Raw genomic sequence first — 24741 nt, forward strand, 5'->3', positions numbered from 1 at the left:
TTAATATTATGAATCGAAAAAAATTCCTGTCAACCTCCGTAATGGGACTTGGCCTATGTGCCTTGAATCCCGTTTCTGCATCCTCAGCGAAGAAGGAAAACCTACAAGCAGACCCTAAAATAGTTCGTAAGGAAGAGGGTAAAATTCAAAGTGTTATGGGGGATTTTCAAAATATGAAGCTTGTGGGTGAGGATACTAACGGGCAATTTACCCTCATCGAACAAAATAATGAACCGGGCTTCGGGATTCCTCCACATGTCCATGAAAACGAAGATGAGGTATTTCAGGTATTATCTGGGCAATTAGAAATGACCATTGGGGATAAAATGACAACTCTGGGTGCTGGTGACATTATCTTTTGTCCTAGAGGCATACCACATTCATTTAAGGTAATCGGAAACGAAAAGGCTAGGGTGATGTTAAGTGTATTTCCATCAGGTATTGAAAACATGTTTGAAGAATTGGCTGCTTTACCGCCAGGTCCACCAGATTTCGAAAAGGTGACCAAGATTTGCGGTAAATATCAAATACAATTTGTGTGAGAACTGCATTGAACTAGCTTGACTTTATCAATGCAACCTGAGAGGTTGTCCAGGGCAAGCATGCGCAATGAACGATTTCTGCTATTTTTTGGATTATTTTTTTTATTTTCTATAGGAAAACATCTTTTTCTTTAGGACTATATGGTTGCTTTCGAACTTTTTTTAACGCATCCGTTATTGAATTGATTATGCCAATTTACATGGACAGACATATCGTACCTGGAATAGAGGCAAAACATGCAGCCCAAGCGCATCGGGAAGATTTGAAGATTCAAGATGAATACGGATGTCGATGTATGACCTATTGGGTGGATGAGGAAAGGGGAAGTGCATTTTGTTTAATTGATGCACCCAACAAACAAGCGGTAAAAGAAATGCATGATAGGGCTCATGGGCTTATTCCCCATGATATCGTCCAGGTCAACAGCAATGTGGTAGAAGCATTTTTGGGAAGAATTAGTGACCCAGAGACTTATCCTGATATTGACGATCCAAACCTCAAAATATTCAATGACCCAGCCTTTCGAATCATTTTGGTAGCCAAATGCAAGGACTTTCGATTGCTGGGACATGAATTGGGAAAAAACAAATCCCAAAAATTGATGGGCCTGTACCATGAGATTATGAGGCAAGAGCTCCAAAAGTACGAGGGTAGGGAAGTTGAGCTTGAAGGAGATTGGTTCATCGCTTCATTTGTTTCAGTTACACAGGCGGTGGATTGTGCTATTGCGGTTCAAAAAAGCTTGCATATAGCAACCGAACTTCTAGAGCTGCGTATGGGTTTGAATGCCGGTATGCCGGTAAGTAAGAGCAAGCACCTATTTGGGGAAACTGTGGATATGGCAAAGTATCTATGTCATTTGCATGGATCCCATCCAATTAAATTAGCGTCCATAATCAAAGAGATTTATAAGGAGGACGGGTCTTCCAATTACAGGGACAGGATGAAGGCCATTAAACCGACGCACGAAAATACGCTGCAATTACTCATGGAAACGCTGTTCGAAAACCTGCAAAAACCTGATTGGGGAGTGGACGATTTTTGTGCTAAATTGTCCATGAGTAAATCAAAGCTGTATAGAAAAAGCAAAGAACTTACAGGGATGTCTCCCAATGAATTGCTTAGAGAGCATAGACTTTTAAGATCTCTCGAATTACTTAGAACCGACAGAAATGTTTCCCAAACGACTTTTGATGTAGGTTTTAGTAGTCCCTCATACTTTACCAAATGCTTTCAGCAAAGGTTTGGTTTACAGCCATTGGCCTATGCCAAGAATACGTTATGATGATGGTCTAAAGTTTATAGTGTTTGGATCTTCCCTTATATTTATTCGGAGTTGGATATTCTAGTTTTGGTTCAGTAATCAAAACAATAAAATTATGAAAACAACACGAAGCAGTGCTTTAGTTGGAGTGTTGATTCTAATGGCAATCTTCACTACAAATGCACAAGAAGAAAAAGAAACAAAAGAGCTAAAAACCTATTTGATCGAGCGGGAAATTCCAAACGCGGGAGAGTTGACCGCGGAAGAACTTCAGGGGATTTCCCAAAAATCCTGCGCAGTTTTAAAACAAATGGATACCGGAATTGAATGGCTTCATAGTTATGTAACCGACGATAAGGTGTATTGTTTGTACAAAGCCGAAAACAAGGATTTAATCCGGAAGCATGCCGAAGAGGGAGGTTTTCCTGTGAATTCAATTCAAGAATTATCCAGTAAGATTGGCCCGGCCACGGCACTTGGGCATGAGCTGGATGGGAAAGAAAATCGTTAGTTATGATTTTTCAAATAGTTGTAATTTAGTGCAATTCCATAGTAATTGATTCACTGAATCCAAAGTATAAACATACAGACTTGATCAAAACCGAAGCCAAGCGCCTCGGTTTTTTGTCTTGCGGCATATCCAAAGCAGAGTTTTTGGAAGAAGAAGCACCGCGTTTGGAAAAATGGCTCAATCAGGGGATGCATGGCGAAATGCAGTATATGGAGAATCATTTTGATAAGCGGCTTGACCCCACAAAATTGGTTGAAGGCTCAAAATCTGTGGTTTCCCTGCTATTGAACTATTACCCCTCCGAAGCACAAAGCGCAGAATCCTATAAAATCTCTAAATATGCCTATGGAACCGATTATCACTTTGTGATAAAGGATAAACTCAAAAGTCTTTTGAATTTTATTCAGGAAGAAATCGGCGAGGTGCACGGTCGGGCCTTTGTGGATTCCGCACCAGTTTTGGACAAGGCATGGGCAGCCCGAAGCGGTTTGGGTTGGATAGGCAAGCACAGCAACTTGCTTACCCAACAGGTAGGTTCCTTTTACTTTATTGCCGAACTGATCATTGATCTGGAATTGGAATACGATTCCCCGGTAACAGACCATTGCGGCACCTGCACCGCTTGTATTGATGCTTGTCCCACCGAGGCCATTGTGCAACCCTATGTGGTAGATGGTAGTAAATGCATTTCGTATTTCACCATCGAGTTGAAGAATGAAATTCCAACAGACTTTCAAGGAAAATTTGATGAGTGGATGTTCGGTTGTGATGTTTGTCAGGATGTCTGCCCTTGGAACCGATTTTCAAAACCTCATAGCGAACCGTTATTTGATCCACACCCCGATTTACTTTCCATGTCGAAAAAGGATTGGGAAGAAATCACCGAGGATGTTTTTAGGCAAATCTTCAAAAAATCGGCGGTAAAACGGACCAAATTCTCTGGGCTTCAAAGGAATATCGATTTCCTAAAATAGGATTCTGCTAAATTTCAATCGTTTTCGTTAATCATATTGTCACTTTATAGCTCAAATTTTATTGAGACACTAAAGAAAACAGTATATTGATATGATCGAGAAAGTGTGGAAGACCATGCCATTCCATAATTTAAACCACCGACTACGCTTATGAAACTAACTAAACCTAAACTGAATTTTTGGCAAATTTTCAATATGAATGTTGGGTTTCTTGGAATCCAATATAGTTTCGGACTTCAGCAAAGTGCCATTAACCCCATTTTTCTTTTTCTGGGAGCTGCAGAGGAAATTCTACCTATTTTGAATATCGCTGGACCAGTAACGGGACTCATAGTCCAACCCATTATCGGGGCTATTTCAGATAAAACATGGTCTCCAAAATGGGGACGTAGAAAGCCATTTTTCCTTATAGGTGCCATTATGGGTAGTATATGTTTGTTTGCTTTTCCATTGAGCCCGGCACTATGGTTTGCAGTAGGACTATTATGGATTTTAGATGTGGGTAACAATATGGCCATGGAACCTTACCGTGCTTTTGTTGGAGATAAATTACCAGATAGCCAGTTGAGCATTGGGTACCAAATGCAGAGTCTGTTTGTAGGCGCAGGTATACTTCTGGCAAACGCTTCCATCTTTCTATTTCAAGATTGGTTTGGAGGAGGTCAAGAGGTTGAAGGTGTTATTCCCAAATGGTTGTATTATTCTTTTTTTATTGGCTCTTTCTTATCCATTGTAACCATCTTGTGGTCGGTATTGAAAACACCTGAAATCCCTCCTAGTGATGAAGAGCTGGAAGAAATAAATAGACATAAAGCGTTGCCGTTCATTGAGCGATTTAAAATGCCATTTATTGAAATTTCGCATGCAGTAAAAGATATGCCCAAGTTCATGTGGAAGCTTTCAGGGGTTTACTTATTTCAATGGTATGCCCTGTTTATTTATTGGCAATTTATTACCCCTTTATTTAGGTCCACAATGGGATTTGATACTTCTCAAGCAGCAGCTCAAGCAGCCAAAATGAGTACCACCTATAATATTGTAACCGCTGTTGTTGCTCTCATTTTGGTGCCCCTGACCATGAGGTTTGGAGGTAAAAAGATATATGCCCTGAGTTTATTTGGAACGGCTTTGGCATTATTTGCCATTCCTAATATAGCTGACCCCGTTCAGGTTTTGTTTCCCATGGTCCTGTTTGGAATTGGATGGGCGGCCATGATGGGAATTCCCTATAGCATGGTTTCTAAAATTGTTCCTCAGGAGAGAAGAGGTGTATACATGGGGATTTTAAATATGATGATCGTTATTCCCATGGGGATTCAAACATTGACCTTTGGCCCTATTTTCAAAAACCTACTTGGAGGAAACTCTGTGAATGCGATGCTCTTTGCTGGAACTTGTTTTGTGATTGCTTCGATTTTGGCATTGCGTTTAAATGTAAAAGAAAAAAATAGTTAACATAATTGTTTGAAGTAGTTTAAGTTCAATAATTGGCACCAAAATGTTTTGGTGCCTTTATTTTTAAATACCTTTGAAGCTTCTAAAATTAACAAGCTGTTCTAAAAATCAGGTATGAGCAAAGAAAACCAACGTAGGGAAGCACTATTATATCACGCTAAACCCCAACCAGGTAAAATAAAGGTTGTTCCCACCAAACCATACGCAACGCAGCGCGATTTAGCATTGGCATATTCACCTGGTGTGGCCGAGCCCTGTTTGGAAATTGAGAAAAACCCCGAAGATGTTTATAAGTATACCGCTAAAGGAAATATTGTAGCAGTTATTTCCAACGGGACTGCGGTGTTGGGATTGGGAAATATAGGCCCTGAAGCCTCAAAACCCGTAATGGAAGGAAAGAGCTTGTTGTTCAAGATTTTTGCTGATATCGACGGGATGGATGTTGAACTCGATACAACGGATGTCGATAAATTCGTAGAGACCGTAAAGACTATTGCACCCACCTTTGGTGGAATCAATTTGGAAGATATCAAGGCACCTGAAGCTTTTGAGATTGAACGCAGACTGAAGGAAGAATTGGATATCCCTGTAATGCATGATGATCAACATGGAACCGCCATTATATCGGCTGCAGCATTGTTAAATGCTGTTGAATTGGCCAATAAAAAGATGGACAAGGTCAAAATTGTGGTGAGTGGTGCGGGAGCGGCAGCAGTTTCATGCACACGCCTCTATAAAGCCTTCGGCGCCAAAGCAGAAAATATTGTGATGCTGGATAGTAAAGGTGTCATTCGAAATGATAGAGATAGTCTTTCTGTGGAAAAAAAGGAATTTGCTTCCGATAGAAAAATAGACACTTTGGAAGAAGCGATGAAAGATTCGGATGTTTTCATTGGACTTTCGATTGCAAACATTCTGACCCCGGAAATGCTCAAATCCATGGCCAAAAACCCTATTGTTTTTGCAATGGCAAACCCAGACCCGGAAATTGAGTACGGTCTGGCCTGTAAAACCCGGGACGATATTATTATGGCAACGGGACGTAGCGACCATCCCAATCAGGTGAATAATGTTTTGGGGTTCCCATTCATTTTTAGGGGAGCCTTGGATGTTAGGGCGACCAAGATCAATGAAGAAATGAAAATGGCGGCTGTAAGAGCCTTGGCGGATTTGACCAAAGAGCCTGTTCCTGAGCAAGTGAATATTGCCTATGACACCACTCGACTTGCTTTTGGCAAGGATTATATCATTCCAAAACCATTTGATCCACGCTTGATTACCAAAATTCCTCCAGCGGTGGCGAAAGCAGCAATGGACAGTGGAGTGGCAAAAGCACCTATCAGGGATTGGAAAAAGTACGAAGAAGAGCTGTATCAACGATCGGGTAACGACAATAAGGTAATGCGATTGATGCACAACAGGGCACGCATGAATCCAAAACGGATCGTATTTGCTGAGGCTGAACTGTTGGATGTGATGAAAGCTGCCCAGATTGTCCATGATGAGGGAATTGCCATTCCAATATTATTGGGAAATAGGGAAGTTATCGAAGCTCTGAAAAAGGAGTTGGATTTTGATGCTGATGTCACCATAATCGATCCAAGATCTGATGAATCCAAGGAGATTCGAACCAGATACGCTCTGAAGCTATGGGAGTCTCGAAAACGAAAGGGAGAGACCCAATATAGCGCTCGAATTAACATGGGCAAACGAAACTATTTTGGGGCCATGATGCTTTTAGAAGGAGATGCCGATGGTATGATCTCAGGATATTCAAGATCTTACCCCAAAGTGCTTAAGCCTGTTTTTGAAGTTTTGGGACGGGCTAAAGGAGTAAAAAATGCTTCCACGGTAAATATTATGATTACGGACAGAGGTCCTCTTTTTTTGGCCGATACATCAATCAATGTTGATCCAAATGCCGAAGATTTAGCTGAAATTGCCAAAATGACGGCTAATGTGGCCAGTACCTTTGGCTTTAATCCGGTCATGGCTATGTTATCTTATGCCAACTATGGCTCTTCAAATCACCCTAATGCCCAAAAAGTTAGACAGGCGGTGGAAATTTTACATGAACGTATGCCTGAGTTGGTGGTAGATGGAGAAATTCAGACCGATTTTGCATTGGATCAAGAACTGTGTCATAACAATTTTCCATTTTCCAAATTGGCCGGGAAAAAAGTAAATACCTTGATATTTCCCAATTTGGAATCTGCCAATATAACTTATAAATTACTCAAAGGCTTGCACAATGCAGAATCGATAGGACCTATAATGGTAGGCCTTAGAAGGTCAGCCCACATACTTCAACTTGGGGCCAGTGTGGATGAAATGGTAAATATGGCGGCAGTGGCCGTAATAGATGCCCAAGAGCGGGAAAAGAGAAGAAAAGCCAAAATGGAAACCGAATAGATAATCCAAAAAAATGATTACCCATCTCAAAGGAAAACTGGTCGAAAAGAATCCTACCTATGTCATTGTGGAATGCAACGGAGTTGGATATTTTTTAAATATATCCCTGCACACATTTTCGCAAATAAAAGATCAGGAAAACATACAATTATTTACCCATTTACAGGTCAAGGAAGACTCCCATACCCTCTTTGGATTTGTAGAAAAAACTGAACGTGAGATTTTCAGATTGTTGATTTCCGTGTCGGGTATTGGCTCGAGTACGGCTCGCACCATGTTATCATCGTTGTCACCTGTTCAAGTTCGTGATGCGATTGCCAACGGTGATGTTCCTACTATCCAGGGAGTCAAGGGGATAGGAGCAAAAACTGCGCAACGGGTGATTCTCGATCTTAAAGACAAGATTTTGAAAGTCTACGATATGGGTGAAGTTTCCCTACAATCAAACAATACTAGCAAAGAAGAAGCGTTATCTGCTTTAGAGGTTCTTGGTTTTGTCCGAAGACAATCCGAAAAGGTTGTGGACAAGGTATTATCCGAAGATCCTTCATTAAGCGTTGAGAACATTATAAAATTGGCGCTGAAAAATTTGTAACTAGTTTGAAAAGAGGGGCAAAACCGATACTTAAATCATTAAGATTTAAGCACTTTTTCTTTATTGCTTGTTTCTTGACCACCATCACCAGTGTGGGACAAGAAACCGATGTTCAGGTTCAAGACTCTGTGCAAACTGGAGTGGCGCTTGGACGCTTGATTTTGGAAAACCCCAACAGCATTATTGCAAAATACACCTACGACCCTCAATTGGACCGTTATATCTACACTGAGAGTGTCGGTGACTTCAACATAACACATCCAACAATCCTCACTCCTGAACAATATTACGATTTGGTTCAGAAAGAGCAGATGAAATCCTATTTCAAGCAAAAAATTGATGCTTTTGTTGGAAAGAAGGCAGGGTCCGAAGAAGCCCGTAAAAACTTACTGCCGAATTTTTATGTGAACAACAACTTTTTTGAATCTGTTTTCGGAGGTAACACCATTGAAGTGATTCCGCAAGGTTCTGTTGCCATGGATTTGGGAGTTTTATGGCAAAAAAATGATAATCCGGCCCTTTCGCCCCGAAACCGGACCAACCTTTCCTTTGATTTTGATCAACGCATCAGCTTGAGTTTATTGGGGAAAGTTGGAGAACGCCTACAGGTAACGGCAAATTATGATACCGAAGCCACTTTCGACTTTCAGAATTTGGTAAAATTGGATTATACCCCGGATGAAGACGATATTCTTCGCAAAATTGAAATCGGTAATGTGAACATGCCCCTCAACAGTTCATTGATTTCTGGAGCACAAAGTCTTTTTGGAATCAAGACCCAATTGCAATTTGGAAAGACTACGGTTACCGCTGTGTTTTCCGAGCAACGTTCCCAAAACAATACCGTTGTGGCACAAGGAGGAGGAACACTCAACGAATTTGCCTTAACGGCATTGGACTATGATGAGGACAAGCACTTTTTCTTGGCTCAATATTTTAGGGATAACTATGATAGAGCTTTGGAGAACTATCCTTTCATTAGAAGCCAGGTTCAGATTACTAGACTGGAGGTATGGGTGACCAACCGAAACCAACAGACGTTGAACGTGAGAAATGTGGTCGCTATCCAAGATTTGGGTGAGGCTTTGGAAAACAGGACGCGTATTGGAATCAATGGAGGTGCTCCGGCAGGATTCTTCAATCCAGCCGCAATAGCTACTGGGTATCCTCGGAATGATGCAAATGATTTTGATCCCAACCAGATTGGAACCGGGGCCTTGACTCAATCCATACGTGACATTGCAACAGTGGAACAAGGGTTCAACATTCCGGGATATCAGGTGAACCAAGGATTTGATTACGCTATTTTGGAGAATGCACGAAAACTGGAGATCGGAAGAGACTATCAATTCGATTCACAATTGGGATACATTTCATTGAACCAAAGGTTGAGCAATGATGAGGTATTGGGTGTCGCTTTTCAGTATACCATAGATGGCCAAGTGTTCCAGGTTGGTGAATTTGCCAATGGAGGAGTCGATGCCACCACGGTTTCCGGAGGGGTGAATCCTATCATTGAGAACAACACGTTGATTCTGAAGTTGCTGAAGAGTAACATTACCAATGTGGATGACCCTATTTGGGATTTGATGATGAAAAATATCTATTCCACGGGTGCATTCCAGTTGAGCCAGGAAGATTTTAAACTGAATATTTTATACTCAGACCCGACACCTCGAAATTATATTACGCCTGTTGACCCCAATGCAGGGTGGCCTACGGGACTGGAAGAACGTATTCTGATTGATGTCTTCAATTGGGACAGGTTGAACGTTTACAATGATGTGCAGCCTGGTGGTGATGGTTTCTTCGATTATGTTCCCGGTATTACTGTGGATACGCAATCGGGACGCATAATTTTCACTAAGATCGAACCTTTCGGGGAGTTTCTCTTTAATGAATTGGGTGGAGGTGTCTATGATGTAGAGAATGACCAGGGATACAACGTGAACCAGCAGCGATATGTATTTCGAAATATGTATGCCAAGACTAAGGCCGCTTCGTTGCAGGATGCCGAAAAGAACCGTTTCCAAATCAAAGGACGATACAAATCCGAAGGAAACAATGGTATCCCTATTGGAGCATTTAACGTACCACGTGGGTCTGTTAGGGTAACAGCCGGAGGAAGACAGCTGCAAGAGGGAATAGACTATACCGTGAATTATCAGGCTGGAACAGTTCAGATTTTGGATCCAAGTTTGGCGGCTTCAAACACCCCGATAAATATTTCGGTAGAGAACAACGCGGTTTTCGGACAGCAGACAAGAAGATTTACAGGGATTAATGTAGAGCACAAATTCAATGAAAATTTTGTGCTGGGAGGAACTTTATTGAACTTAAACGAAAGGCCATTGACCCAAAAATCAAATTTTGGTGTTGAACCGGTCAACAATACGATCTTTGGCCTAAATGGAAACTTCAGTACAGAAATCCCATTTTTGACCCGCTTGGCGAACAAACTGCCCAATATTGATACAGATGTGCCTTCCAACCTTTCCATACGGGGAGAAGTAGCGGTTTTAAAGCCCAATTCTCCAAAAAATGCTGATTTTGAAGGAGAGACCACAACGTATATTGATGATTTTGAAGGTGCGCAGGCATTAATAGATATCAGGTCGTCTTTGGGATGGTCTCTGGCAAGTCCACCAGTGGAATTTTTACAAGATAGAACGGATATCGATGTTGGTTATGAAAGGGCAAAAATGGCTTGGTATACCATCGACCCAATTTTTTATACCAACCAAAGACCTACAGGGTTATCCGATAACGATGTTTCTCTCAGTACTACCAGAAGGGTATTCATCAACGAAATATTTACCGAGACCGATATTGCCCAAGGGCAAACCCAGGTTCAAGGAACCCTGGATTTGGTTTACTATCCAAACCAAAAAGGGCCTTACAATGCCAACCCAGACTTTGCTGCAGAAACCCCTCAGGCAAAATGGGCTGGGATTATGCGACCGTTGAGCAGTACCAACTTTGAGCAATCCAATGTGGAGTTTGTGCAGTTTTGGGTATTGGATCCATATATAGATGGTGAAACTGTGGACGGTAATGTGGGTGAATTGGTATTCAATCTTGGAAATATCTCTGAAGATATCCTAAAGGATGGGAGAAAGCAGTATGAAAATGGACTTCCAGCGAGTACCAACAATGAAACGCCACGACAGACCATATGGGGAGAGGTGCCTTCGACCCAATCTTTGGTATATGCTTTTGATGCCGATGAAACCAACCGTAGTCAACAAGATGTCGGTTTTGATGGATTGGATGATTCAGAAGAGGCGGCCATCTATAATGGTCCCAGTGAAGACCCAGCATTGGATAATTACCAATACTATTTAAATAGGGAAGGAAGCATTTTGGAGCGGTATATCGATTTCAATAACCCTGATGGAAACTCTCCTGTAGCGGTTACCAATACAAACAGGGGCTCAACCACTTTACCGGACGTTGAGGATATCGACAGGGATTTGACCATGAATACGGTAAACAGCTATTTTGAATATCGTATCCAAATTAGGCCAAACACAACAATCGATGATCAATATGTAACCGATATCCGAGAAGGTTTGACACCTACACTTCCAAACGGGAGTCAATTGAATCGAAGGTGGATACAATATAAAATACCATTAAGCGATTTCACTGAAGCTGTTGGAGGAATTACTGATTTTCGCTCTGTGAGTTTTATGCGGATGTATCTAACAGGCTTCTCCGATGATGTTGCACTTCGTTTTGCCACTTTGGATTTGGTAAGAGGCGATTGGAGAACATACACCAACTCTTTGCAACCCGATGTGGATAATGATCCATCCGATGATGGCACCGTTACCGATGTGAACACTGTAAACATTGAAGAGAATTTTGGCAGACAACCCATACCTTATGTTTTACCTCCGGGAGTTATTAGGGAACAATTGAATAACAATAACACCATCATCCGTCAAAACGAGCAATCCCTATCATTTGTTGTGGAAAACTTGGAGTCAGAGGATTCAAGGGGAGTCTTTAAAAATGTGAATATGGATGTGCGACAGTATGAGCGCATCAAAATGTTTATGCATGCCGAAAAAATACTGGATGGAGACTACTCAGATGACGACACCCCTTTGGTTGGTTTCCTTCGAATTGGTACGGATTTCTCGGAGAACTTCTATCAAATTGAGCTTCCATTGCAATTTACTTCATTCAATGTGACTTCTGCCGAGGAGATTTGGCCCGAAGTCAATGAAATTGATATTGACCTTAGCGATTTGAACAAAGTAAAATCAAGAGGCATTGCAGAACAAACACTTAACCAAATCAATTATTACGAAATTGTGAATGGCGAGGCAGTTCCCGTGGATGAGTTTGCCCCTCGAACATTGGGAACGCTTCGCATTGGAATACGAGGTAATCCATCTTTGGGAAGTTTACGGGGAATGATGGTTGGGGTCAAAAACATTGATGACCTACCTGCGCGAGGAGAAGTTTGGTTCAACGAACTGCGTTTGGCCGGTTTGGACAACAATGGCGGATGGGCTGCAATAGCAGCTTTGGATGCGAACATGGCCGATTTCGCCAATGTTACGGCTACTGGTAGCAGAAGTACCTCTGGTTTTGGATCAATTGATCAAATGCCCAACGAGCGCTCTAGGGAAGATGCTATTTCCTATGATGTGGTCACCAATGTCAATGTTGGTCAATTGCTTCCGAAAAAATGGGGAATTCAAATACCGTTCAACTATGGTATTTCGGAAACCCTGATTACCCCCGAATTTGACCCGGTTTATGATGACCTTAAGCTCGATGACCGTATTGCGGCAGCGGCTACCGCAGAAGATGCCGAAACCATAAGAAAACAGGCGGAAGATTACACAAAGAGAACAAGTATAAATCTTATTGGTGTTAGAAAGAATAGAGGTGAAGAAGCCAAGGAGAACTTTTTCGACGTAGAAAACTTCACGTTCAATTATTCTTACAATGAGACCAATCACAGAGATTTCGAAGTGGCCGACTTGCGAGATCAAAATGTGAACACCGGATTTGTTTATAACCACAATTTTAAACCAGCACCCGTTGCTCCGTTTGCAAAGAACGATTCCCTTTTAATGGGTAAATACTGGCAATGGTTGAAAGAGCTAAACTTTAACCTGTTGCCAACCAGTTTATCGGTAAATGCGAATCTAAATAGATCGTTTAACCAACAACGGTTTAGAGATGTATTGGAACCTGGTGTTGAAGCCCTGTCATTGCCATTGCTGCAACAGCGCAATTATTTGTTCAACTGGCAATATGCCCTCAACTATAATATCAGCAAATCGTTGCGATTGAATTTCACAGGATCCAATAACAATATTGTACGTAACTATTTCAATCTTGATGGTGACCCCGATTCTGGAATCAATCAAGAATTGGACCTATGGGATGGATTTTTCGATGTGGGTGAACCCAATAGGCATTCGCAACAAATGCAACTGAACTATGAGCTGCCATTTGATAAAATCCCATTTCTGAATTTTATCAATGCACAATACACCTATACCAGTAATTTTGACTGGCAAAGGGGTGGAGATGCCTTGAATGAAGTAGCCGGGGAGGATATTAACACAGTTCAGAACGCAAGCACCCACAATCTGACAGGTAATTTGACCATGCAACGTTTCTACGACTTTTTAGGGTTGAAAAAACGGGATGGTAAGGTTACGGCCAGTCAAGCAAGGGTAAGACGGGATAAAGCTGGCAACCCGGCATCAGGAGCGGAAGATGAAAGACCTCCTAAGAAAACAAGCAAGGCCTACAACACATTGATTGATATAGTGACCATGGTTAAACGGGTCAATATCAATTACAGCGAGAATCGGGGTACGGTATTGCCCGGGTATACCCAATCTATCGGATTTATAGGAACCACACGCCCTACCCTTGGTTTTGTTTTTGGAAGTCAGTCGGATGTCCGGTTCCAAGCTGCCCGGAATGGATGGTTGACGACATTCCCTGAGTTTAATTCACAGTATTTGCGAAATGTGAATAGACAGTTGAACATCACCGCTACCGCTCAGCCTACCCAAGATTTGACCATAGATTTGACTGCGGACAGACAATTTTCCAGCAGCTTGCAAGAAAATTATAGTCCAGAGGAATGGATAAATGGAAATGATGGTTTGATCAACGAATTGGGGAATTTCAGTATTTCTACGGTAATGATTGGGACCATTTTCAATAAGAGTGACGAATTTGATTCCAAAACGTTTGAACAGTTTAAGGAAAACCGAATAACCATTGCCAATAGATTGGTCTCAGATAGGGGACAAACTCCAGGAACTTTAGATGATGATGGTTTTCCAGAACGTTACGGGAAGACCCAACAAGAAGTTTTATTGCCCGCTTTTTTCGCTGCCTACACCGGACAGGATGTAAATCGTGTCAACTTGGATGCCTTCAGGGAAATCCCAATCCCCAATTGGAACATTAAATACACAGGCTTGATGAAGAACAGATGGTTCAAAAAGAAATTCAAGCGTTTCTCTTTAAGCCATGGGTATCGAGCGGCATATAGTATTAATTCATTCCAGACCAATTTGGAAAGGGAAAATAATCAGTTTGATCCTGAAACAGATGATATTCTGCCGGAGAATATCATTAATAATGTGGTGTTGACCGACCAGTTCAACCCCTTAATGCGGGTTGATTTTGAAATGAAGAATTCCTTTAGCTTTTTGGCTGAGGTCAGAACCGATAGAACATTATCATTGAGTTTTGACAACAACTTGTTGACAGAGATCAACGGAAAGGAATATACCTTGGGCTTAGGGTATCGATTTAAGGATGTAAAGTTCGTGACCAACATTGGTGGAGAGAGAACCAGGCTTAAAGGAGATTTGAACTTAAAAGCAGATTTATCCCTTAGGGATAATATTACCATAATCCGAAATTTGGATATCGACAATAACCAGATAACTTCGGGTCAAAAATTAATGTCCGTAAAGTTTACGGCCGACTATGCATTGAGCAAAAGTTTAAATGCTTTGTTCTTTTACGACCACTCCTTCTCTCAATTTGCGGTGTCTACGGCCTTTCCACAGACAACGATCAACACAGGATTTACGCTCAGATACAATTTCGGAAATTAATCTTTGAGTGTTAGATTTCCCTACACTTTTAACCGATATTTTTTTGTTGTAAAATTTACTTGAAAAGCAATGCTTTATCCGTTACATTTGTCAACGTACTTAAACAAAATTCAACAATGAATATTCCAGCAGAATTAAAATACACTAAGGACCACGAGTGGGTAAAAATCGAAGGAGATGTTGCCACCGTTGGGATTACAGATTTTGCCCAAAGCGAGTTGGGCGATATTGTTTATGTAGAAGTCGAGACGGTTGATGAGACTTTGGATAAGGAAGAGGTCTTTGGTACTGTGGAAGCCGTAAAGACCGTTTCCGATTTGTTTTTGCCTTTGAGCGGTGAGATTATTGAATTTAATGAGGCTTTGGAAGATGAGCCCGAAAAGGTGAACACGGACCCTTACGGAGAAGGTTGGATGATCAAAATTAAGATGAGCGATCTTTCTGAAACTGAGGGACTAATGAGCGATGAAGACTATAAGGCATTGATTGGTGCTTAAAACCTATGCATTTACCTTTTTATTCGTAAGCTGGATATTGTTTATTACAATGCTCAGCTTATTTTCTTTTTCTGGGTTAGATCTTGATACCGGTGAATTGGATATACCCTATGCTGATAAGATAACCCATTTTGTCTTTTACATGATTTTTTCGGTTTTGGGATGCCTTTTTTTGCGCGAGCGTACACATGGAAGTATAAGGCTGGGAGGAGCGGTAATTTTAATGGGTTTTGTGGCGGTGTTTTATGGAATGTTAATGGAAGTGCTTCAATATACACTCACCTCAGATAGAATGGCTGAATTTGGAGATGTACTAGCGAATACTTTTGGTGCAATTGTAGGAGTTGGCTTAATTAAATGGTATTTTTCTAAGGAAAGGCCGTTAAAATGGAAATTTTAATTGTTTATTTAACCAATTAAATATTAAATTAGCAAATACTAAAATCAAAACGATGGAACTAAAAAAGAATCCAAAAGCAGATGTAGGAAAAAACAGTTCGCTCTATTTTGTGATAGGGTTGGCAGCAGTTTTGGGGTTGGTTTACGGAGCCATGGAGTGGAAGAAATATGATAAGTCTAACGATTATGATATCTCAATGAACGTTGAGGATCAGTTGGACGAAGAGGTGCCAATGACGGAGCAGATAAAGACTCCGCCACCGCCACCGCCACCAGCTGCTCCGGAAGTTATCGAGGTTGTTGAGGATGAAGAGGAAGTTGAAGAAACCGTTATCGAATCCACCGAAACTAGTCAAGAAGAGGAAGTGATGGAAGTTGAGGAGGTAGAGGTTGAAGAGGTAGAAGAAGATATCTCAGTTCCATTTGCAGTTATTGAAGACGTACCTGTTTTTCCTGGATGTGAAAGGTCTAAAAACAAAAAGGCTTGTTTCCAGGAAATGATGCAGAAGCATATCCGTAAAAACTTCCGCTACCCAGAAATTGCACAAGAAATGGGTGTTCAAGGAAGGGTAAACGTAATCTTCGTTATCCAGAAAGATGGTAGTATCGGAAATATTAGGATGAGAGGACCGGACAAAAACTTGGAAAAAGAAGCTCTGCGTATTATTCAGAAGTTACCAAAAATGACTCCTGGTAAACAAAGAGGTAGAGCTGTAAAGGTTCCGTTTAGTATTCCGATTACCTTTAAGTTGCAATAAGATATTTATTGTTCCTGTCGAGGCAGGAATGAAAAAGCCCTGGTATTTTTGCCAGGGCTTTTTTGTTGAGAGAAATCTATGGGAAATTAAGCGTGATAATAACGCTCATTAATAATTTTCCCATCTTTCCATTGCGTGCGCACAACTTGCTCAAATCTATGTTTTGAGCCATCATTGGTATCAAACTCCATTACAGCTTCATAAAATGTCGTATCTCCTTTTACGGCAGGGCCACTGGTTACTTTATAACCATGAAAGGCAGTTACTGTGTCCAATAATTTTTGTTCTTCCAAAAGACAAAATTCCTTGCCAACTTTAGCAGGATTGTTTCCTTCAAAAAGTTGTACATCATCAGCGAGATAATTTTCCATGGCCTCAATGAATTTCCCTTCAGCCAATAAATCGGTTACCTCATTTGCTTTTGTCAATAATTCTTGCTCTTGTATTGTAGTTTCCATAAATGAATGTTTAAGGTTAATAAATTGTTTTGAGCAAAAATAGATGTGGAACAAGCCTTATTGTTTGCCGATTTTTCCCGAATGCTGTTATGGATTTCCCTAAAACCACCAAATTAGCGGGTTACATCTCGGGAATTCGAAAATAAAGGGTAGGTAAGGTTGTTAATTCTTAATATAGAGTATACCTAAATATTGCCTTTGAAAGCCTATTTCAAGCTTTTATATACCGTCTCCCGCATTTTTTCAGGATTGATATAGCCATTGCCATGGGTGGCATCATATTTTGATAATAGGGATGTATTGTTCTTCACTTGGTCCAGCGTTTTCCCGGCATCAATTTCCTTTTGAACAATGTTTTGGATGTCTTTCAGCATTGTGGTGTAGGTTTCCAACTCCTTTTTGTTGGAAGGTCTTCCATGGCCAGGGATGATTTTGGTGCTCTCATTAATGACCATTAAGGCTTTTTTGTGGGCCGCGATATAACCTTCGATACTACCACCATTATTTAGGTCAATATAGGGGTACGTCCTGCAAAGTAGGTGTCGCCCATATGCAGCACATTTTCATTGACAAAATAGATCAAGGTATCCCCATCGGTATGTGCGTTGTGAACATGGATGGCCATTACGATTTCGTCCCCATCATAAAAAGTCATTCCTTCGGAATAAGTGATTTCGGGCAGACTGTTCTCAAAATCTTGCTGGCTCATTTTGTTGTCTTCCAGATTTTTTTGCCCTTTTGCTTTGAGTTTTTCCCGGACATTGTCATGGGCGACCAAGGTGGTATTTTCTGTATTGAAATTGATATTCCCCCCAGTATGATCACCATGCATATGGGTGTTGACCACATACGTAATAGGCTTATCGGTTAATGTGGCAATTGCTGCTTTTATCTTATTGCTCAATGGCGCAAATTGGTCATCGACCATAAATACCTGGTTATTTCCCACATAAATACCAATATTTCCGCCCCTACCGGTCAACATATAGGCGTTTTGACTCAATGTGTCTATTGAAATGGTGACATCTTGGCTGTATGTGGAGAATGCAAAAAGAAATATCAGTGAGAAGAAGGTAGTACGCATGGCTGTGGTTTTTGTTTGATTTTGATTAATAAGACGTATGGTCCCTTCAAAAATAACATAAAGACCGACAATAGGTTGGAAATGAGATGTCCTGACGCTATCTTTGCCAGCCAATTGAATTTGTGGATGAAACCTGCCGTAAGTTCCGTAAAAAGTACATCTTTGACTTTGACTTTTGCCGATTTTAAGGAAATCACTAAAGCCAAGCTGGCTGTTAGCGTGGTTTTTTCTTCAATTGCTGGTTATTTCTTGGGCGCACCACAAATCGATTTGCTAGCTGTTTTGTTGCTGGCTTTTGGTGGATATTGCATGGTTGGGGCTTCCAATGCGTACAATCAGGTGATTGAAAAGGACCTTGATGCGTTGATGAACCGGACCCGCAACCGACCAATCCCTGCTGGAAGAATGTCGGTGCAAATGGCGATGGCGATTGCCATCACTTTAACTGTTGTAGGAGTGATAGCTTTGTACATGTTGAGTCCAAAAACAGCTATGTTCGGTGCTATTTCAATCTTTTTGTATACTAGTGTTTATACACCGCTAAAGACCAAAACGCCGCTTTCTGTTTTCGTTGGCGCATTCCCAGGAGCCATTCCCTTTATGTTAGGTTGGGTCGCGGCTACAAACGAATTTGGTATTGAACCGGGAACCTTGTTCATGATTCAATTTTTTTGGCAATTCCCACACTTTTGGGCGTTGGGTTGGATGCTGGATGAAGATTATAAAAAGGGAGGATTCAAAATGCTTCCCACAGGCAAAAAAGATGCCGGAACGGCCCTTCAGATTATTTTGTACACCATTTGGATGATTGTGATTTCCATTATGCCGGCCTTTGGTTTTACAGGACGGTTGCACTTGTCCATTCCGGCTGCTGTAATAGTGTTGCTTTCCGGAGTGGTGATGCTGATATTTGCATTTAAGCTTTATGAAAAAAGGGACAATGCATCAGCAAGACGATTAATGTTGGCCAGTGTCACCTACATTTCACTCATTCAAATAATATACGTAATAGATAAGTTTGTTAGCTAATCATATGGATTTGACCGAAGTAGATATTGAAGTAAAGAACCGTCGCGCAAAGAAAATGATGCTGTGGTTCGGTATTGTGAGTTTGATTATGGGTTTTGCCGGTTGGACCAGCGCCTATATTGTGAGCAGTAAGCGTGAGGATTGGATTAGTGATCTGGAACTGCCTGATGCATTTTTTGTTAGCACAGCGGTCATCATATTGAGCAGTTTGACCTATTATTTGGCCAAATTGGCCGTCGGAAGAAATAATCAATCCAAAGGAACACTTTTCTTGGTCATAACCTTGGTGTTGGGGATTACGTTCGTTGCGTTGCAATTTGTGGGATTCTCACAGATGGTGGCAAACGGATATTACTTTACGGGTCCCACCAGCAACATTAAAATGTCCTATGTGTTTTTGATTGCAGCGGTGCATATCGCCCACTTGGTTGCAGGACTTATTTCACTGTTGGTGGTCTTGGTGCAACAATTGCGTGGTAAATATATGCCGGGACAGATGCTAGGCTTGGAGCTCGGTGCTACATTTTGGCATTTTTTGGATTTTCTTTGGGTGTATTTAATACTATTCATGTATTTCGTGAAATAAATTTGAATCCGTTTAGTTTTCATTCAACTTTATCTTTTCGAATACACCAAAAGATGTATTTTTGTGAAAGTTTTATTAAAACGACCTTTTTAATATGAGTACAACCGTGACTACCGGTACAGAAGAAAGCGTTTGGGGAGGCGGAAATCAGCCACTTAACGCTAGCTACGGAAAAATGATGATGTGGTTTTTTATTGTCTCGGATGCCTTGACCTTCTCTGGTTTCTTGGTTTCCTACGGCTTTTCAAGGTTCAAGTTTATTGAGACTTGGCCAATTGCCGATGAGGTATTTACCCACGTACCCTTTTTCCATGGAAATTATCCCATGATTTATGTAGCCTTTATGACCTTTATTTTGATTATGTCTTCCGTAACCATGGTACTTGCTGTGGATGCAGGACATAAAATGAAGAAGAACAGGGTTATTTGGTACATGTTCGCAACTATTATCGGTGGTGCCATATTCGTTGGTTCCCAGGCTTGGGAATGGGCAACCTTTATAAAAGGTGATTTTGGTGCGTTGGAGACCAAAGGAGGAAGAATACTTCAATTTGTCGATGCTGAAACAGGGGAAAGAGCTGCCTTGGCCGATTTTACAAAAGCACTACCTGAGGATAGGGTTGAGCACGAAAAAAGCGAAGGGGTTTGGTTTATGCAAGAAGGCTATAAAACTTCGTTTTCGTTGAATGAGGTTGTAACCGGTTTCAAGGCCACACCTAATATTTTGATTCGTACTGAAACTATTAATGAGGAAGGAGAAAAAACTCTGCTGTCGCGGGAAGAATCACTGGCGAAGCTTAAGGATGCAACCCAAGTTGTTGAAGGTGCAAACCTTATCCATAATGAATATGGAAGTCGTTTATTTGCTGACTTCTTCTTTTTCATAACAGGATTCCACGGATTCCACGTATTCTCGGGGGTAATAATCAACATTATAATTTTCTTTAATATTATTTTGGGTACCTACGAGCGCAGGGGACATTATGAAATGGTTGAAAAAGTCGGTTTATACTGGCACTTTGTAGACCTTGTCTGGGTATTCGTATTTACATTCTTTTATTTGGTATAATTTTATGTCATTCCTGCGAAAGCAGGAATCCAAACAATAATATATAATGGCACACGATCATAAACTGGAAATATTTAGAGGACTTTGGAAATTTAAATCCAATGTACAGAAGATTTGGGGCGTATTGGTCTTTTTATCCTTGGTTACAGCTGTGGAGGTTATTCTGGGTATTTACAAACCGGAAGTTTTGACCCAAAACTATTTCATTGGAATGAAACTCCTCAATTGGATATTTATCATTCTTACCTTGGTAAAGGCATACTACATTGCTTGGGACTTTATGCACTTGCGCGATGAAAGAAGTGCATTGCGTAGAGCTATCGTATGGACCCCAATATTTTTGATATGCTATTTGGTGTTCATACTCCTGTTTGAAGCGGATTATATTTACACCGTGTTCAAGGAAGGGTTTTTATCCTGGAATTTCTAGAAAAGTATTAACAAATGAAAAGGGCGGTTTTTAAAACCGTCTTTTTTATTTTTGCACAACCCAAAATCTTATGAAGAAAACATTTGTCTTAGTTGTTCTATTTATACTTCCATTGGTGGCCTATCTCTTTTTTGCCTCTGGGGTGAACAACTTTGGCAAACTACCGACCCTAACCGAAAACGTCTCGGATTTATCAAACTTTAATGGTGATGTTGATTTAAAGGATAAGATTACCCTTTTGGGTTTTTTGGGAGATGGGATTGAAAATAGAAGGGGTAATGCTTTTAACCTAAATCAAAAAATCTACAAGCGTTTCGGGAAGTTCAACGATTTTCAAATTGTGATGCTTGTTCCAGAAGGCAATGAACACAAAGCCGCTGCCCTTAAAAAGGAATTGGGGGAATTGTCAGAGGTTGAAAAATGGAATTTCGCATTTGGGACCAACCAAGAAATAGCTTCGGTTTTCGAGAGTATGCAAACAGGAATGCGATTGGATGATGATATGGGTACTTCCTATGTTTTCATCATAGATAAAGATCTGAACCTTAGAGGGAGAAATGATGACGAGGATGAAGGTATCAAGTACGGATTTAATACCACCTCCGTAGCAGAATTGAACAATAAAATGGAAGACGATGTAAAGATTATTCTTGCAGAATATCGTCTAGCACTAAAGAAGAACAATGCCGACAGGAGCGAATAGTAAGAAGAAATACAATTACGTTTGGATATCAGCCGTCATTCTGGTTTTTGGCATTTTTGCAGTATATGAAATGACCAAAAAACTCAAAGAAGGGGACGTGGTGGAAAAAGATAGAATGAGTGTCCATGCCCCACAAAAAGAATTGGGTTTTATTATCGGGAATGGCCAAAAAAGAAAGGTACCTGCTTTTTCCTTCTTAAACCAGGACAGCTTATTGGTCTCCAATGAAGATTATTTGGGAAAGGTCTATGTAGTTGAGTTCTTTTTTACCACTTGTCCGACCATTTGTCCCATTATGACCAGAAATTTGGTGGAACTGCAGGATACTTTTATGGACCAAAAGGATTTTGGTGTGGCTTCGTTCACAATAAATCCACGGTATGATACCCCTGGCATCCTTAAAAAATATGCGGATAAGTACGGAGTGGAAGATGAGGATTGGCATCTTTTGACAGGCGATCGCGATGCGATCTATAAATTGGCACAGGAAGGGTTCTATATTGTAGCCAACGAAGTGGAGGATGCTCCAGGTGGATTTGAACATTCCGGAATGTTCGCTTTGGTGGACAAACAGGGTTACATTCGTTCAAGGAATGATGAATATGGCAATCCATTGATATATTACCGAGGAACGATAACAGAAAAACAGGGCGTGAATGCCGAGGGCGAGGCACAACAGATAACAATGTTAAAAGAGGATATTAATAAATTACTGTTGGAGAAATGAAAGAAGCAATTTCAGCAAACGAAAAGCAATTTAAAAAATGGATAACTGCGGTTTCCATAGCGGTGCCATTATTGGTCGTACTGCTTTTCATGTACAAGATTCCAAATGCCAAGCCACTTACTTTTTTACCACCTATCTATGCATCGATCAATGGGCTTACAGCTGTTTTGCTCGTAGTGGCGGTGATAGCAATTAAAAAAGGTAATCAATTGCTGCATCAAAGATTGATGACCACATGCATTGTACTTTCGGTGATGTTTTTGATAATGTACGTGGCCTATCATATGACGTCCATAAGAACTGACTTTGGTGGGGAAGGAACCATAAAGTATATCTACTATTTTATTTTGCTTACCCATATTTTACTTTCCATTGTCATTATACCTTTGGTATTGAATACGTACTCAAAAGGATATTTGGGCGATTACAAGGCCCATAGAAAATGGGCCAAATACACTTTCCCTATTTGGTTGTATGTGGCTGTCACTGGGGTAATTGTATATCTGATGATTTCACCCTATTATCAATATTAAAGCTTAAAGAGTGAGGATAAAACTTTGCATAGTATTGATTGTGGCGGTGCTACTGCCCCAAATAACCGAAGCTCAATGCGCCATGTGTCGTGCCGTTGTGGAAAGTGAGGTCGGGGGCGATACCGCGGAGGGCATCAACAATGGCATCGTTTACTTAATGGCTATTCCTTACATTTTGGTGGGTGGACTTTTCTATTTTGTCTACAGAAAGTTGCGCAAATAGCATATTTTTAAAGTTTTAACACTTTTTTTACCTTTAAAGTGTAACAATATGGCATAAATTTTGTCATATTGAAGTACGTTAACGTATTTCATCAATCATCAAACACCAACCATCATGTTCGACATTGAAAGGTGGCAAGAAATATTTGACACCATAAGGAAGAACAAACTGCGCACATTTTTAACCGGACTCTCCGTAGCATCCGGTATTTTCATACTTGTTATTTTATTGGGATTCGGCCAAGGAATGCGAAATGGTATTGAGCATGAGTTCAAGCAAGATGCCACTACAAGTGTATGGGCGTGGCCAGGAGTTACTTCCAAAGAATTTAAAGGCCTGAACCCCGGAAGGCGCATTCAGTTCAACAACGATAACTTCGAAGCTACAACTTCTATGTTCAAGGAGACTGTTGAGTATAAATCTCCCCGGATATTTGTGCGAAACATTACCGTGAATTATGGAAAAGAATCCTTGGTCTATAGTGTACAGGGTGTCAATGCCGACTTTCAGTTTATAGAAGGACCTAAAATGGTGGAAGGCCGTTTTGTAAATTACCAAGATGAGATTTCCACTGGTAAGGTTGCGGTTATTGGCAATAAAATTAAAAAGGACGTTTTTACCGATGTCGATACTCCTGTTGGAGAGTTTATTGACATTTCGGGCATCCCTTTTAAAATAGTTGGAGTTTTTGGAGAAATGCAGGATAGGGAGGAAGAACGTATCTACATTCCTATCACCACGGCCCAGCGCGTTTTTAACGGCGGCAATAGAGTAAACAGTTTATCCTATACACTTCCTGAGGTGGAGAATTTTGACCAAGCCGTTGCACAGGCGGTAAAGTTTAAGGATGAATTGAGAACGTATTTGCAACAAGCGCATATTGTAGCACCTGATGACAATGGAGCCATGAATGTTTGGAGTGCGATGGAGGAGGCAAAGAGGTATTACGGTATTACCAACAGCATGAAACTGTTTTTCTGGTTTGTTGGTGGATGTACCATAATTGCCGGAGTTGTTGGAGTGAGCAATATCATGCTCATTGTGGTCAAGGAACGTACTCGTGAAATAGGGATTCGGAAAGCTTTGGGGGCCAAACCTTGGTCCATAGTTGGAATGATCATGCACGAGTCCATTTTTGTAACAGCCATTTCCGGATTTTCCGGTTTGATTTTCAGCATGGGCCTTCTCGAAATATTGGGACCGCATGTACAAATTGACTATGTTTTGAATCCTTCGGTAAATTTTAAGGTGGCATTTTCAACGGTTTTAGTATTGGTCTTTGCAGGAGCCCTCGCAGGGTTGGTGCCCGCGTTGAGAGCGGCAAGAGTTCAGGTAATAGAGTCGTTAAGGGAAGAATAAGTAACCAGCAGAATAAT

General features: G+C 40.9%; 23 protein-coding genes. 20 read left to right on the forward strand and 3 right to left on the reverse strand.

The genetic code is table 11. The annotated features are described in order from the left end of the window. Nucleotides 1–8: 8 nt before the first annotated feature. From ACULLH_RS05245 to ACULLH_RS05295, 11 genes are all read left to right on the forward strand, one after another. The gene (locus tag ACULLH_RS05245) at nucleotides 9–542 is read left to right on the forward strand and encodes a cupin domain-containing protein (protein ID WP_454087669.1); all 534 of its coding nucleotides are present in this window, start codon (nucleotides 9–11) and stop codon (nucleotides 540–542) included. Between the two features lie 200 nt (nucleotides 543–742). Beyond that, nucleotides 743–1828 carry a nickel-binding protein gene (locus tag ACULLH_RS05250; RefSeq protein ID WP_454087670.1) on the forward strand — a complete coding sequence of 362 codons (1086 nt, stop codon included), beginning with the start codon at nucleotides 743–745 and terminating at the stop codon, nucleotides 1826–1828. Between the two features lie 94 nt (nucleotides 1829–1922). Further along, nucleotides 1923–2318 (forward strand): DUF4242 domain-containing protein, encoded by a 396-nt coding sequence (locus ACULLH_RS05255; RefSeq protein ID WP_454087671.1) that lies wholly within the window; start codon nucleotides 1923–1925, stop codon nucleotides 2316–2318. A 53-nt stretch (nucleotides 2319–2371) separates the two neighbouring features. Continuing rightward, nucleotides 2372–3292: a tRNA epoxyqueuosine(34) reductase QueG gene (gene queG, locus ACULLH_RS05260; RefSeq protein ID WP_454087958.1), complete on the forward strand. Its 921-nt coding sequence runs from the start codon at nucleotides 2372–2374 to the stop codon at nucleotides 3290–3292. A gap of 150 nt (nucleotides 3293–3442) precedes the next feature. Then, nucleotides 3443–4747, forward strand: a complete 1305-nt coding sequence (locus tag ACULLH_RS05265) for an MFS transporter (protein ID WP_454087672.1) — start codon at nucleotides 3443–3445, stop codon at nucleotides 4745–4747. A gap of 114 nt (nucleotides 4748–4861) precedes the next feature. Further along, nucleotides 4862–7159, forward strand: a complete 2298-nt coding sequence (locus ACULLH_RS05270) for an NADP-dependent malic enzyme (RefSeq protein ID WP_454087673.1) — start codon at nucleotides 4862–4864, stop codon at nucleotides 7157–7159. Nucleotides 7160–7172: 13 nt separating this feature from the next. Further along, entirely contained in the window at nucleotides 7173–7754 is a 582-nt protein-coding gene (gene ruvA / locus ACULLH_RS05275; protein WP_454087674.1) for a Holliday junction branch migration protein RuvA, read from the forward strand. A 5-nt stretch (nucleotides 7755–7759) separates the two neighbouring features. Then, nucleotides 7760–14869: a T9SS outer membrane translocon Sov/SprA gene (gene sov / locus ACULLH_RS05280; protein ID WP_454087675.1), complete on the forward strand. Its 7110-nt coding sequence runs from the start codon at nucleotides 7760–7762 to the stop codon at nucleotides 14867–14869. A 116-nt stretch (nucleotides 14870–14985) separates the two neighbouring features. Then, nucleotides 14986–15366 carry a glycine cleavage system protein GcvH gene (gene gcvH, locus ACULLH_RS05285; protein WP_454087676.1) on the forward strand — a complete coding sequence of 127 codons (381 nt, stop codon included), beginning with the start codon at nucleotides 14986–14988 and terminating at the stop codon, nucleotides 15364–15366. After that, nucleotides 15359–15766: a VanZ family protein gene (locus ACULLH_RS05290; RefSeq protein ID WP_454087677.1), complete on the forward strand. Its 408-nt coding sequence runs from the start codon at nucleotides 15359–15361 to the stop codon at nucleotides 15764–15766. The genes gcvH and ACULLH_RS05290 overlap by 8 nt, the downstream gene beginning before the upstream one ends. 52 nt (nucleotides 15767–15818) lie before the next feature. Continuing rightward, nucleotides 15819–16523 (forward strand): energy transducer TonB, encoded by a 705-nt coding sequence (locus tag ACULLH_RS05295; RefSeq protein ID WP_454087678.1) that lies wholly within the window; start codon nucleotides 15819–15821, stop codon nucleotides 16521–16523. 86 nt (nucleotides 16524–16609) lie between these two features. Here ACULLH_RS05295 and ACULLH_RS05300 read toward each other — a convergent pair whose 3' ends face one another. The 3 genes from ACULLH_RS05300 to ACULLH_RS05310 form a co-directional block, all read right to left on the reverse strand. Next, complete coding sequence (locus ACULLH_RS05300; RefSeq protein ID WP_454087679.1) at nucleotides 16610–16981, reverse strand: SnoaL-like domain-containing protein; 372 nt, start codon at nucleotides 16979–16981, stop codon at nucleotides 16610–16612. Between the two features lie 206 nt (nucleotides 16982–17187). Continuing rightward, nucleotides 17188–17436, reverse strand: coding sequence for a hypothetical protein (locus ACULLH_RS05305; protein ID WP_454087680.1), 249 nt, complete (start codon nucleotides 17434–17436; stop codon nucleotides 17188–17190). Between the two features lie 50 nt (nucleotides 17437–17486). Beyond that, entirely contained in the window at nucleotides 17487–18065 is a 579-nt protein-coding gene (locus ACULLH_RS05310) for an MBL fold metallo-hydrolase (protein WP_454087681.1), read from the reverse strand. 126 nt (nucleotides 18066–18191) lie between these two features. On the opposite strand from ACULLH_RS05310, the gene cyoE reads away from it, so the two are divergent. The 9 genes from cyoE (at nucleotide 18192) to ACULLH_RS05355 (ending at nucleotide 24724) form a co-directional block, all read left to right on the forward strand. Beyond that, nucleotides 18192–19094, forward strand: a complete 903-nt coding sequence (gene cyoE / locus ACULLH_RS05315; RefSeq protein WP_454087682.1) for a heme o synthase — start codon at nucleotides 18192–18194, stop codon at nucleotides 19092–19094. 4 nt (nucleotides 19095–19098) lie between these two features. Continuing rightward, a complete protein-coding gene (locus ACULLH_RS05320; RefSeq protein WP_454087683.1) occupies nucleotides 19099–19680 on the forward strand; it encodes a cytochrome c oxidase subunit 3 in 582 nt (193 codons plus the stop codon). Between the two features lie 94 nt (nucleotides 19681–19774). After that, nucleotides 19775–20749 carry a cytochrome c oxidase subunit 3 gene (locus tag ACULLH_RS05325; protein WP_454087684.1) on the forward strand — a complete coding sequence of 325 codons (975 nt, stop codon included), beginning with the start codon at nucleotides 19775–19777 and terminating at the stop codon, nucleotides 20747–20749. A gap of 46 nt (nucleotides 20750–20795) precedes the next feature. Continuing rightward, nucleotides 20796–21179 (forward strand): cytochrome C oxidase subunit IV family protein, encoded by a 384-nt coding sequence (locus ACULLH_RS05330; RefSeq protein ID WP_454087685.1) that lies wholly within the window; start codon nucleotides 20796–20798, stop codon nucleotides 21177–21179. Nucleotides 21180–21249: 70 nt separating this feature from the next. Beyond that, nucleotides 21250–21882 carry a hypothetical protein gene (locus tag ACULLH_RS05335; protein ID WP_454087686.1) on the forward strand — a complete coding sequence of 211 codons (633 nt, stop codon included), beginning with the start codon at nucleotides 21250–21252 and terminating at the stop codon, nucleotides 21880–21882. After that, nucleotides 21863–22609 (forward strand): SCO family protein, encoded by a 747-nt coding sequence (locus tag ACULLH_RS05340; protein ID WP_454087687.1) that lies wholly within the window; start codon nucleotides 21863–21865, stop codon nucleotides 22607–22609. The genes ACULLH_RS05335 and ACULLH_RS05340 overlap by 20 nt, the downstream gene beginning before the upstream one ends. Then, the gene (locus ACULLH_RS05345) at nucleotides 22606–23142 is read left to right on the forward strand and encodes a DUF420 domain-containing protein (RefSeq protein ID WP_454087688.1); all 537 of its coding nucleotides are present in this window, start codon (nucleotides 22606–22608) and stop codon (nucleotides 23140–23142) included. Before ACULLH_RS05340 ends, ACULLH_RS05345 begins: the two co-directional genes overlap by 4 nt. A 10-nt stretch (nucleotides 23143–23152) precedes the next feature. Continuing rightward, the gene (locus tag ACULLH_RS05350; protein WP_454087689.1) at nucleotides 23153–23365 is read left to right on the forward strand and encodes a hypothetical protein; all 213 of its coding nucleotides are present in this window, start codon (nucleotides 23153–23155) and stop codon (nucleotides 23363–23365) included. 114 nt (nucleotides 23366–23479) lie between these two features. Further along, nucleotides 23480–24724, forward strand: coding sequence for an ABC transporter permease (locus ACULLH_RS05355; RefSeq protein WP_454087690.1), 1245 nt, complete (start codon nucleotides 23480–23482; stop codon nucleotides 24722–24724). Nucleotides 24725–24741 lie beyond the last annotated feature (17 nt).

This window comes from Flagellimonas sp. 2504JD4-2 (assembly GCF_053642935.1).